Annotated in this window: 7 protein-coding genes; 5 read left to right on the top strand and 2 right to left on the bottom strand. The window is 46.7% G+C overall.

The genetic code is table 11. The features are described from left to right. The first annotated feature begins 353 nt into the window (after window positions 1-353). A complete protein-coding gene (locus JGK14_RS00505) occupies window positions 354-689 on the top strand; it encodes a nucleotidyltransferase domain-containing protein (protein WP_293174252.1) in 336 nt (111 codons plus the stop codon). Window positions 690-887: 198 nt separating this feature from the next. Here the strand turns inward: JGK14_RS00505 and lpdA are convergent, their stop codons facing one another. Further along, complete coding sequence (gene lpdA, locus JGK14_RS00500) at window positions 888-2,327, bottom strand: dihydrolipoyl dehydrogenase (RefSeq protein ID WP_293204714.1); 1,440 nt, start codon at window positions 2,325-2,327, stop codon at window positions 888-890. 570 nt (window positions 2,328-2,897) lie between these two features. On the opposite strand from lpdA, the gene JGK14_RS00495 reads away from it, so the two are divergent. Continuing rightward, window positions 2,898-3,188, top strand: a complete 291-nt coding sequence (locus JGK14_RS00495; RefSeq protein WP_293174248.1) for a hypothetical protein — start codon at window positions 2,898-2,900, stop codon at window positions 3,186-3,188. Between the two features lie 115 nt (window positions 3,189-3,303). Here JGK14_RS00495 and JGK14_RS00490 read toward each other — a convergent pair whose 3' ends face one another. Further along, on the bottom strand, window positions 3,304-3,606 hold the full coding sequence (locus JGK14_RS00490) for a hypothetical protein (protein WP_325314573.1): 303 nt from the start codon (window positions 3,604-3,606) through the stop codon (window positions 3,304-3,306). Between the two features lie 71 nt (window positions 3,607-3,677). Here JGK14_RS00490 and JGK14_RS00485 point away from each other — a divergent pair, with 71 nt between their 5' ends. From JGK14_RS00485 to JGK14_RS00475, 3 genes are all read left to right on the top strand, one after another. Next, window positions 3,678-4,778 carry an ATP-binding protein gene (locus JGK14_RS00485; RefSeq protein ID WP_325314572.1) on the top strand — a complete coding sequence of 367 codons (1,101 nt, stop codon included), beginning with the start codon at window positions 3,678-3,680 and terminating at the stop codon, window positions 4,776-4,778. Between the two features lie 766 nt (window positions 4,779-5,544). Next, window positions 5,545-7,071: an AAA family ATPase gene (locus JGK14_RS00480; protein WP_325314571.1), complete on the top strand. Its 1,527-nt coding sequence runs from the start codon at window positions 5,545-5,547 to the stop codon at window positions 7,069-7,071. Between the two features lie 759 nt (window positions 7,072-7,830). After that, the gene (locus tag JGK14_RS00475; RefSeq protein WP_325314570.1) at window positions 7,831-12,645 is read left to right on the top strand and encodes a beta strand repeat-containing protein; all 4,815 of its coding nucleotides are present in this window, start codon (window positions 7,831-7,833) and stop codon (window positions 12,643-12,645) included. Window positions 12,646-13,180: the final 535 nt, after the last annotated feature.

The raw sequence follows: 13,180 nt of genomic DNA, 5'->3' as shown, positions 1-13,180 counted from the left end.
CTCCAAATGGTTAGAATTATATTGGGTTCAAACGAACTGAGTAATAGGGCGACGAAACTTAACGACCGTAAATTTTAGGCAGGCGATATTTGATTTTAATTTTCCTTGTTGTTTGACAATACCCCGGACAGTTTTTGGAACGATAATACAAGCTTTAAAGGCTAAGGATTATGAAAAAGTCGAATTAAATGCCGCGTCTGGGGTGGACATGACTTTGATTTAATTATCCACAGTGGCTCAAAGTCAAGCGAGGATAAGTCATTGGGCCATAGAAAAACTGTCCGAAGTATTCGCTTGATATCTACTAAGGTAACATATAAGGTACAATCTAGTATATTTTAACGACAAATAATATGCAGTTCCTCACAATCGACGATCAACTTAAGAACATACTGACGCAACTTCGATCGCACTTCGAGCAACTGTACGGCGATCGCCTCACCCAAATGGTACTCTACGGTTCCCAAGCGCGAGGCGATGCACGCCCCGACTCGGATATAGATGTGTTAGTAGTCCTCAAAGGAGAAGTCAATCCTGGCGAAGAAATTAAAAGAACCAGTCACATTCGAGCCGATTTGTCACTCCAAAATGATGAAGTGATTAGCTGTCTATTTATGGATGAACAGCGATTCATGCACTACAACGGGCCTTTATTGAGGAACATTCGTCAAGAGGGAATAGCTTTATGAAACCTGAACAATTAGAATACCTAGATACCCGACTTCTTGAAAAAGTCGGGTATCTAAAAATAGCACTTACGCGCGGGGGCCAGAAACCGGGTTTTTTTAGGAAAATATTTCGTTCCAACCCACAGATTAAGTAAAAAACCCGGTTTCTTTGCGTGGAGTGCGTCCAGGAGTGTAAAAAAAGAACACCGCCCCTACAAATTAATGACCGCCCGCCGCCCCAGCCGCCCGTTTGAAAGCCTCATCCAACACTTCCGAAAGCGTCGGGTGCGTGTGAACTCGGAATGCTAAAGTGTTCACAGAATCCCGCTGGGCGATCGCATTTGCCGCCTCCTGAATCAAATCCGAAGCGTGCAAACCGAAAATGTGAACTCCCAACAATTCCCCAGTATCTTTCCGGTAAATCACCTTAGCCATACCGTCGGTTTCACCCTCCGCAATAGCCTTAGAATTTCCCTTAAAATAACTCTTGACAGAAGCGACCTCAAACCCTTCGGTTTTTCCTAACTCCTTCGCCGCAGGTTCATTCATTCCCACATAGCTAATTTCTGGGTGAGTAAAAGCCGCCGCTGGGATACTCAAATAGTCAACTTCGCGAGTGCGGCCGCAAATATTTTCGACGGCGGCAATTCCTTGAGCAGATGCAGCGTGGGCTAACATCATTTTGCCGTTAACATCGCCGATCGCCCACAAATTCGCGATCGGTTCTCCTGCTACCAAAACCTGCATCTTATCGTTAACTGGAATATAGCCGCGCATCGTTTCGACGCCAACTGTTTCTAACCCCAAATTCTTGCTGACGGGAACTCGACCAGTTGCTACCAAACAAGCGTCAACTTCCAAAATTTCCACAACTTCTTTAGTTTTGAAATCAGCTAATTCAATAATTACGGGGGAACCAGGAATAATTTTCTTAGCCAACAAACCAACTTTTGTTTCAATATCGCGCGGTGCAATCAAAACTCGTTCTGCTAATTTAGCAATATCCGGGTCAAAAGTTGGCATCAATTGATCTAGAGCTTCAATCATCGTAATTTCGCAGCCGAGGGCTGTGTAAATATCCGAAAACTCCAAACCAATATAACCGCTGCCAATAATTGCGATCCACTTCGGTAGAGATTCCAATCTGACAGCATCATCGCTAGTAAATACAGTTTTGCCGTCAATTTCTATCCCAGGGGGGACGAAGGGAATTGAACCGGGGGCGAGAATAATATCCTTGGCGGTAATAGTTTTCTCGCCTTTGTCGGTTTCGATCGCAATTTTTTGAGCAGCGGCAATTTTGCCCCAACCTTGGATGACATCGACGTTCAAACGTTTGAGGCTGTTTGTCAAGTCGCCGCGCAGTTTGCTAACAATAGTATTAGCGTGATTGGCGATCGCCCCTCGATCGAAATCCACACTTCCCAACTGAATTCCCAAAGTCTTGAGATGGTGGGCATTCCGCATATCCCGCACCCGCCCGGAAGCCGCCAGCAGCGCCTTGGAGGGAATGCAGCCGCGGTTGACGCAAGTCCCGCCCATGTCGCCTGCTTCGATAATTGCCACTTTCAGCCCGCAGCTAACCGCGTGTATGGCGGCCCCGTGCCCGCCCACGCCGGCGCCGATAATTGCTAAATCGTAATCAAATCCTTGAGTCACCTTAAAATCTCCTAATGCCTTTGAAATCTTAGGACTCAAGCAAAAAACACCGTCTGTCCGTCCTTTCGAGGTGGTGCGTTGCGATCGCAACCTTTGAACAGCGGTAATAGTTGCATAAGTCCTGTGTCCTTATTCTCGACTAGACTAGGGTTAATTAGACAGTAACTGAGATTTTTTTAGGGTCGATTATGTTGAGCTGGCTGTGCGCCAAGTCTCAAATCACCCTGTCGGCGGGTGTAAAGTTAAGTACAGATTGATGGCTGACAATGCGTAAGCCGTGTCAACTGAAAGTCAAATGCAGTGTCGGTCTACTGTTTGACGATAGGGCCCAGATCCCCCCTAGCCCCCCTTAAGAAGGGGGGAACAAGAGGCGATCAAAGTTCCCCTTGTCAAGCCCTTCTTAAGGGGCGGACAGGATTCTTCTCAAAGTCCCCCTTCTTAAGGGGGATTTAGGGGGATCTCGCAAGAGGATAAAAGCGAAATTTCTCAAGGATTTTAGTTGATTGAGGTTTTGATGTCTAATATCTGCACGTGCCGGTGGGCAGAGTTTCTAGGCAAGTTTTGAAGTCTATGGAGTGGCTTATGATGGATGAGGATGATTTGAAAGATTCACGCCGGGCCTCGGCTCAAGCTTTTTTTCAGTCCCTGGATGAATTGTTTGATTATATAGAAGCTTCCAACCCAGAAGCAGCACAGCCTCAGTCTCCGTCGCCTCAAGCTAAGCCTGCGAGTGAGTCTGCGAGTCCGCCGAAGAAGGCTAAAGCTAAGAAAATTAATTTGTCGGATTTTGAAGATGCGATCGCAGATTTGGAACAGTTTATCCAGAATAAGCGCCAGAATCGCCCGGAATCTAATCAATAGTGCGACACGTTTTAATTAATCATATCCGGCAAATGACGGATGATATAAGCTGGCGGACGATCGCCCTGGCTGGATTTTGCCGGAGAGTGCGATCGGGCCAGCGGTTATACCGTGGTTAGTCTTGGTCTATGGATAGGCGATTTAGGCGATCGGTGTTTTGTCGATCGAGCTTGGCGAGCACAAACAGGATCTTGAGTGTTAACTCGCTGGCGGTGTTAATTGTTCCTTCTGGAACTTTGCCAGCAACAAAGGAACCGATACCTACAAGATAGAGCAAAACACTGGTGATGATGAATCCACGTATTGCCAGAGAATAGGAATGAGCTTGATGCAAAATTTTTTGTTGAGGAGTGCGATCGATTGTGCTAGAATTATCGCAGGACAATAGTTGGTTAATATTTAAATGATTATTAAACATTTATCTTGCTGGAAATCTACAAGCATATTGCAGATTAACGATCGAATAAATATTATTTGCTGATAATAATTATGGGGCGATCGCTTAGAGTTTCTCCAAGGTACATCGAACAAGTCAAATCGGCTGTAGGGCGCAACGGCTTTTCGAGTCAGAAGGTTTTGGCTGAAGCATTGGGATTATCCCCATCTACTGTCAAGAGCTTTTTGAGGGGAAATCCTGTTGATTATATAAATTTTGTTGAAATTAGCGAAAATTTGGGGTTAGATTGGCAAACCATTGCGGATACAGGAGTAACAGACTCCCAGCCACCTCAGCCTAGTTCACCACAAACCGGTGAAGAAACTTCACCCTTCCTCACCGGCAATCCCATCACCCATCCGCGCTGCTTCTTTGGACGCGAGAAAGAACTAAAACGCCTATTCAATTTGATCAAACGACAGCCATTGCAAAATGCTGCCATTATCGGCAAAAAGCGCAGTGGCAAAACTTCTCTGCTACAATACTTAAAAAACATTACCACCACCCCAATAGAAAAGTTGCGCCCCAGTCAAAAATCTGACTGGTTGCCCAATCCAGAAAACTATCGCTGGATATTCGTAGATTTTCAAGATTCGCGACTTCAGAATCGGGAAGGGCTGCTGCGATATATTTTAGAATCCCTGAAAATGGCAGTGCCTAATCCTTGCGACTTGGATAGATTTATGGATGTAGTTAGCCGTAATTTACATCAGCCGACAGTCATCTTACTAGACGAAATTGGTGTCGGTTTACAACGCTGTCCGGAATTAGATGATGGATTTTGGGAAAGTTTGCGTTCTTTAGCAACCAACCAAACAAATGGGAATCTAGGGTTTGTTTTAGCTGCTCCTGAATCACCGATTGAATTAGCGACTAGCACCGGACATAGTTCGCCTTTTTTCAATATTTTTGGATATACTACAACTCTGGGAGCTATGACTGAAGAAGAAGCACGGGAGTTGATAGCCAGTTCGCCCATTCCTTTTCCCGATGAGGATGTCGAGTGGATTTTGAATCAAAGTGAATGCTGGCCTCTGCTGATGCAAATCCTGTGTAGAGAACGATTATTTAGTCTGGAAGATGGGGAAACAGGGGATAATTGGCATGAAGAAGGTTTGCAACAGATAAAGCTATTCGCTCATTTTAAAAAGTAAATGCCGTGAGAACTAATTTGCCTCTAAAGCTGAATCATTTACTCACCTTTTGCTACTAGATGGTGCTAGAAATAAGCTAAGCTATCGCGCAGTTAAGTTGGATAATTTTGAGGCTGAAACCGCCTCTTGCCTCTAGGGGGCTGGCAATCGGTCTTGCGGAGCCAATTTATGCAATAATTTCATTGTTAACAATAAGTCAGTCACAAGTCAGTCACAAGTCAGTCACAAGTCAGTCACAAGTCAACTTTATAAACTTTTAAGTCAGTCACGTCTAAATGTATAATACAAATATGTATTAACGAAAACAGACTGTATTCGTTTAAAGCGGTGTAATCGTGTAAAACAAAAAAGCCAAGTAAGTTGTCACCTTACTTAGCTGGTCTTGATTACAAAAAGTAGTTCAACGATTCACACTGTTGCTATTCATGCTTGTCGTCATCCTTGCCCTTGCTCCTATCCTCCATAGGCATGAGTAATTGGATGATAACGGGAAACACGACTGGATCATTAAAAGGTACGTCATTCAAGATGGCGCAAATCACCACTGCAACAATTAACAGTGGTCGATAAAAATTAGCCATTTAGCTCTCCAATTGTTCAAAAGTTTAATCAAAGCTTCTGAACGGTAGCTTAACGGTAATGTTCAGGGGGAGCGTGGGTGTCCAGAGTCTAAAGGTACTGGGCACTCTATTCTCTTTTTCCCTAACGCAAATCTAACACAGCAATTTTAGCGAGCTGCATTAATTTATTGCCAGCTCATATTTTAATGTTTTATGTATTTGCACTCATTTGTGCATTTTTACTTATATTTTTTGGATATACTAGCTATCGGCGATCGTCCGATCGGCTAACAAAGATTAAACAGGATGTACAAAGGCTAGAAATCTGTGCAGACGTAACAGCCATAAGTAACGCTCACCGCAGTATATCGATCGGCGAACTAAACAGTCAAGCCAGCACCATACTCAGTAGCTTCAGTTATATCAGCCAAGACGTAGATGCAGCCCTCAACCAGAAAAGTCCTTACAACCAGCGTTTAGCTCTCAGTTCGGTAGCAGAAAAATTAAACAATTTAATACGAGAATTCACCCGCAGCAGCGATAAATATTCTGTTCGTTTTCGCCCCATTGCTACCAATTGGTCGGAAATAGTCACCAACCATATACGAGAACTAGCAGAAGCAGTCGAACTTCGCCAAGAAATTGACAGCCCTTATATCATCGGCGTACCCCTGACAGAACAGCAGGAAATCTTCACCGGGCGTACTGATATCGGCACGCGCATCGAGCAATTACTCCTAGACCGCCGCCGCCCACCCTTGCTACTGTACGGTCAGCGGCGCATGGGCAAAACTTCCCTACTCAACAACCTAGGACGCTTGCTACCCAGCAATATTATTCCCATGTTTGTAGACCTGCAAGGCCCAGTTTCATCAGCAAGTAATTCTGCTGGATTTCTCTACAATATTGCCAAGAGTATGGCAATTTCAGCGAAGCGCCAAAGTGCGTTAATTATCCCATTTCTTGACCGAGAAACACTACAATATGACCCTTTCACCTGCTTTGATGAATGGCTGGAGAAAGTAGAAGCAGCGCTACAAGAAAATATTGCCCTGCTTGCCTTAGATGAATTCGAGGCGCTAGATAATGCCATCAGAAAAGGACGTTTCGACGAGCAAGATGTTTTGGGAATGTTGCGTCACCTAATTCAACATCGTCCCCGCTTCAAAGTAATGCTAGCTGGTAGTCATACCATAGAAGAATTTCAGCGTTGGGCAAGCTATTTAATCAATGTCCAAGTCGTTCATATCAGCTATCTAAAAGAACCAGAAGCGCGTCAACTAATTGAGCAACCAGTCCAAGATTTTACCCTGCGCTACGAACCCGATGCAGTCGATCGAGTTTTGCAACTTACGCGCTGTCACCCTTTTCTAGTACAAATGTTCTGCGGTGAAATTGTCGCCCTCAAAAACGAGCAAATTCCCTCTATCCGGCGACTTGCAACTTTAGCCGATGTGGAAGCAGCGATCCCACAGGCTTTAAGTAATGGCAGTTTCGTCTTTGCGGATATTCAAAACAATCAAGTAGATGCGGCAGGATTAGCTATTTTACAGTTTTTGGCAGCAAAAGGGGAAGGGAAAATCGTGAGCCGGGAAACTATTTTACAAGCGTTTCCTGATGATTTTGATGCTGTCGGTTTGCTTAGGCAACGGGAGTTGATTGAGGAAGTTGGTGATGGTTATTGTTTTCAGGTTGAGTTGATGCGGCGCTGGTTTGCACGGGGTGTTAGATAGTACGCGATTTTAGGGATTAGTAACCTATTTCGGTCATTGCGAGGAATGTTAGTTTTCGCCAATCGTTCCTCTCTTCGGACAACCTCTAACCCAAGCGTATTGTTTTTATATCATTTCCGGTTGCATCGGAATTATGTAGTGCGAGCGTCTCGCTCGCGGCCTGAATCGTGAGCGAGACGCTCGCACGCTCAACGATTCAAATATATATAGCCTTTCTCAAAAAGATGAGGTATAACTGACAGCTTATATCACCACTTAAGCCAAGAAGGGCTGAAGCCCAACAACGTACCTCATCTTTTAATAGCAATTTTTAAAAGTATTGCTACCAAACAATTTTTGGGTTTGTTGGCTCAAATATTGTCGCGGGTGTGCGTAGCTGTGAGATTTTCGATATTTTTTGGATACGATTTTTACTTTGACGCACCCTACAAATAATTTGTTCCTCGCAATGATAAAAAACTTTAATCCAACGGTATTCACCTTCAGAGTCCAGAGAGAACACCGCTGCCGTCTAACTACACCTTCACATATTTTGATAATTATTATACGTAAATTCACGTATCTTGACAATTATTTAAACTCTCCCCTACGTATGTGGAAAACCCGCTATTTGCATTGCTGAAAAATTTATCTGAAATTTATCCGGATCGCAGTAATTGACGATGAAACACTTCATATCGTGACCGATAACTATAAAGAAAGCCAAACTCTCTGGTTTTCAGTCACTTCTAATCGTTAATTACTATCAAAACAGAAGCTATGCCTACTCCATTGAATGGTTCTTTGGGTCAACCCACTAATTTCACCAGCGTCAATGACCTAATTACAAAATGGCCGACTGCTGCCCAGAATCAAGGTATCAAACTGTCTGGGATAGCTTTTGATGGCGTGGAAACTGATTACCTTAATCCTCAAGCGATCGCCAATCTCACCTTACCAACTAATGAAAATCCTAAAAGCTGGTTGAGTTATGGCAGTAGCCCTGGTATTGGTGTCCCATCCTCCTATGATGGTTGGTTCACCGACACCACTAAAATTAGAGCGGAAATCAACTATAATCCCAACACAAATCAATCTCAGGCGCTGAAGCTGAAATGGGCAGATAACCAAAATATCACTAGCGCCACGATCGACCTTAGCACCTTGGGTCCCAAAACTAGCCCAGGAGTTGGCGATCAAGGTAATGAAGTTGGTTTGCTACAAATCTTTAATAATGGGACTCTGGTACCGGCCAGCAATTTTACGATCACTCGTCTCAACGCTCCGATCGCTCCAAAAGCGATTACTGCGGGTGCAGATGGAGTGACTTTCACTGGCGATCGCACCGATGGCAGTTTCCAATTCAAGATAGAAGCCAAGCCTCTCACCAACACTGCTTTTGACGAACTGCGGTTCTCCGCCAAACCCTACGATAGCCCCACCGCTGCCTACACCGCCACCTCTTTCAAAGACGATAGTTCCGACTACCTGGTGCGGAAGATTGACTATCAAGGCACGGCAAATCAGCCTAGCCTTCAGTTTAGTGCCCCAACCTTCAGCGTCAACGAAAACGGGACAGCGGTTGCAGCCGTAACTGTGACGCGCACGGGTGGTAGCGAGGGCGCAGTTTCAGCTACTGTGAACTTGACCAATGGAACTGCAACAGCGCCTGGTGATTACAACAATGCTGCCATCCCTGTCAATTTTGCCGCTGGGGACACAGCACCCAAGACTATTACCATTCCCATTGTCGATGACACCTTGGTGGAAGGTACCGAAAATGTCAACTTAACTTTGGCCAACCCGACAGGTGGTGCCACGATTGGGACACAAGGTACTGCGACTTTGAGTATCGTAGACAATGACACTGCCCCTGCGAGCACTCTGCAATTTAGTGCTCCTACCTTCAGCGTCAACGAAAATGGGACAGCGATCGCAGCCGTGACAGTCACTCGTACTGGCAGTAATACCGCAGCAGTTTCAGCTACTGTGAACCTAGCCAATGGTACTGCTACAGCCCCTGGTGATTACAACAATGCTCCCATCCTGGTCAATTTTGCCGCTGGTGATTCTGCATCCAAGACTATTACCATTCCCATTGTCGATGACACTTTGGTGGAAGGTACCGAAACAGTCAAGTTAACTTTGGGCAGCCCGACAGGTGGTGCGACGATTGGGACACAAGGTACTGCGACTTTGAGCATCGTAGACAATGACACTGCCCCTGCGAGCACTCTGCAATTTAGTGCTCCTACCTTCAGGGTTAGAGAAGATGGCGTACCGATCGCAGCCGTGACAGTCACTCGCACTGGTAGCAGTACCGCAGCAGTTTCAGCCAGCCTCAACTTGGCCAATGGTACTGCTACAGCCCCTGCTGACTACAACAATGCTCCCATCCTGGTCAATTTTGCCGCTGGCGATTCTGCACCCAAGACGATCAATATTCCGATCGTCAACGATACTTTGCTCGAAGCTACCGAAACAGTCAATTTAAGTTTGGTTAACCCGACAGGTGGTGCGACGATTGGAACGCAAGGTACCGCCCGTTTGGACATCGCAGACAATGACAGCAGCCTGCAATTTAGTGCTCCTGTCTTCAGCGCCAACGAAGATGGGACGGCCATTGCAGCAGTGACAGTCACTCGCACAGGTGTAGCCTCTGGTGCAGTCTCAGCCACTGTCAGCTTGGCCGATGGTACTGCTACAGCCCCTGGTGACTACGGCAATACTCCGATCCTGGTGAATTTTGCCGCTGGCGACTCCACATCCAAAGTCGTCAATATTCCGATCGTCAACGACACTTTGGTAGAGGGTACCGAAAATATCCGCTTAACTTTGGGTAGCCCGACAGGCAATGCCACAATCGGGACGCAAAGTACAGCCACTTTCAACATCATAGACAATGACACTGCCCCTGCGAACACTCTGCAATTTAGTGCTCCTACCTTTAGTGTCAACGAAGATGGGACAACAAGCGCAGCCGTGACAGTCACTCGCACTGGTAGCAATACCGCAGCAGTTTCAGCTACTGTGAACCTAGCCAATGGTAGTGCTACAGCCCCTGCTGATTACAACAATAGTCCCATCCTGGTCAATTTTGGTGCTGGCGATTCTGCACCCAAGACGATCAATATTCCGATCGTCAACGACACCTTGGTAGAGGGTACCGAAACAGTCAACTTAAGTTTGGTTAACCCGACAGGCGGTGCGACAATTGGAACGCAAGGTACCGCCAGTTTGAACATCCTAGACAATGACAGCAGCCTGCAATTCAGTGGCTCCAGCTTCAGTGTCAACGAAGATGGAACCCCCATCACAACCGTAACAGTAACTCGCACTGGCAGTAGTGCTGGTGCTGTGTCAGCCACCGTCAGCTTGGCCGATGGTACTGCGATCGCCCCTGGTGACTACGCCAATACTCCGATCGCTGTCAATTTTGCCGCTGGCGACACCACACCCAAAACGGTCAATATTCCGATCGTCAATGACACTCTGGTAGAAGGTAACGAAACTGTCCGTTTAACTTTGGGTAGCCCGACAGGCAATACCACCATTGGCACCCAAAGCACAGCCACTGTCAACATCGTAGACAATGACAGCAGCCTGCAATTTAGTTCCCCTACCTTTGGCGTCAACGAAGATGGAACGCCCGTTGCAGCAGTGACAGTCATTCGTAATGGCAGTAGTGCTGGTGCAGTCTCAGCCAACGTGAATTTGACCAACGGTACTGCGATCGCCCCTGGTGATTACACCGGTACTCCGATTCCTGTCAATTTTGCCGCTGGGGACTCTACACCCAAAGTCGTCACCATTCCCATTGTCAACGACGCTTTGGTAGAGGGTACCGAAACAGTCAATTTAAGTTTGGTTGGCCCGACAGGCAATGCCACTATTGGCAACCAAAGTACCGCCACTTTGAACATCTTAGACAATGACAGCACCCTACAATTTAGCGATCCTACCTTCAGGGTTAGAGAAGATGGCGTACCGATCGCAGCCGTGACAGTCACTCGCACTGGCAGTAATATTGGTGCAGTCTCAGCCAGCGTCAACTTGGCTGATGGTACTGCTACAACCCCTGCTGACTACACCGGTACTCCGATCCTTGTCAATTTTGCTGATGGGGACAACACACCCAAGACGATCGATATTCCGATCGTCAACGACCTTTTGGTGGAGGGTAACGAAACAATCAATTTAAGTTTGGTTAGCCCGACAGGCAATGCCACCATTGGCACCCAAGGTACCGCCATTTTGGACATCGCAGAGAATGACAGCAGCCTGCAATTTAGTTCCCCTACCTTTAGCACCAATGAAGATGGAACACCCGTTGCAGTCGTGACAGTTACTCGCACTGGTGTTAGTACCGGTGCAGTCTCAGCCACCGTCAGTTTGGCAGATGGAACTGCTACAGCCCCTGCTGACTACGCCAATACTCCGATCTTGGTCAATTTTGGCGCTGGGGACACCATACCCAAAACAGTCAGCATTCCCATTGTCAACGACACCTTGGTAGAGCCTACCGAAAATCTCACCTTAACTTTGGGCAGCCCGACAGGCAATGCCACGATTGGCACCCAAAGTACCGCCACTTTCGACATCATTGACAATGACAGCACCCTCCAATTTAGCGCCCCTACCTTCAGGATCAGAGAAGATGGCGTACCGATCGCAGCCGTGACAGTCACTCGCACTGGTAGTAGTGCTGACGCAGTTTCAGCTACTGTGAACCTCACTAATAGAACTGCGATCGCCCCTGGTGACTACGCCAATACTCCGATCGCTGTCAATTTTGCCGCTGGGGATTCTACACCCAAGATCGTCAATCTTCCCATTGTCAACGACACTTTGGTGGAGCCAAACGAAACTATCAATTTAAGTTTGGTCAACCCGACAGGAAATGCGACGATTGGAGGGCAAAGCACAGCCATTACGACGATCGTAGACAATGACAGCACCCTGCAATTTAGTGCCCCTTTCTTCAGTGTCAACGAAGATGGAACGCCCGTTGCAGCAGTGACAGTCACTCGCACTGGCAGCGATCTCGGTGCAGTCTCAGCTTTTGTCAACTTGACCGATGGTACTGCTACAGCCCCTGCTGATTACAGCAATGGTTTGATCGCTGTCAATTTTGCCAATCGGGATTCAACACCCAAAACCATCACTATTCCCATTATCGATGACCTTTTCCCGGATGGCGCTTTCTTTCCGCTTGACGAAACTGTCAATTTAAGTTTGGTCAACCCGACAGGCGCCACGATTGGAACCCAAAGTAGCGCCGTTCTGACGATCGTCGATAATGACTCAGAATTTGGGAATAGAACGGCAAGTAGTCTCACTTTGACAAACGACGAGCTACTCAACGGTGGCCTGCGAAAGACTTCCAGCTTGTCTGGGGCTCCGGCGCAGGGAAGAGCAGATTTGGTGAACAAATCTATCGCCGACGAGCTACTGGGTGGCGGAATCGGAGCCTCTAATGTCGGGATTAATTCCAACTCAGTCTCCAACTTCGGTGTCGCCGATAGCTGGTTGAATTCACTCACAGACTCGAAGCTTAATCCTGGTTTCGTTGCGTTGAACAACCAATTTGCCTAAGTAGCTCTTTTGACCGAAGGACGAGCCCGCCCGGCCCCGGGCTACCGACACGGGGATAAGTCGGTGGCGGTTTCAACCGCCTTCAGTATTTGTGATACAATGGAACAGTAAGTAAGAATAACCATCTACGTGTTGAGACATCCTAGTTCTGAGAAATCCAGGCAACGGACATATCCGACTTCGATTCGGAACAGTTAAAGGGCAAATAATGGCAGGTTGTTGAGCGTACCGTATCTTTGGCATTAGTGATGGACTCCGAAAGCATAGAAAGCTAAAAGTATACGCAAAGCTTGGATTTATTTAAGCTGAGCGGGTAGGGGCGCTTTGATTTCGCCCTTGAAAGTTCGTATCTGGACTCTTCAAGAATCCCCGTCCCGGAGCGGGCTGGGGAGTATCAATAGCAATTTGCGTTAGTGGGTTTTAATCAAAAGAGGGCCCAAGCCCAATTATGTGCCTCTACGGTATGTAGTTGGGATGCGAGCTCTCTAGCTAACTCAACTACGTACCTTAAATGCCAAGAGCGCTAAAGCGCAAC

This window comes from Microcoleus sp. PH2017_28_MFU_U_A (assembly GCF_020738035.1).
GTDB lineage: Bacteria > Cyanobacteriota > Cyanobacteriia > Cyanobacteriales > Microcoleaceae > Microcoleus.
The sequence above is the reverse complement of the archived record's forward strand: the minus strand, read 5'-3'. Positions and strand labels throughout refer to the sequence as shown.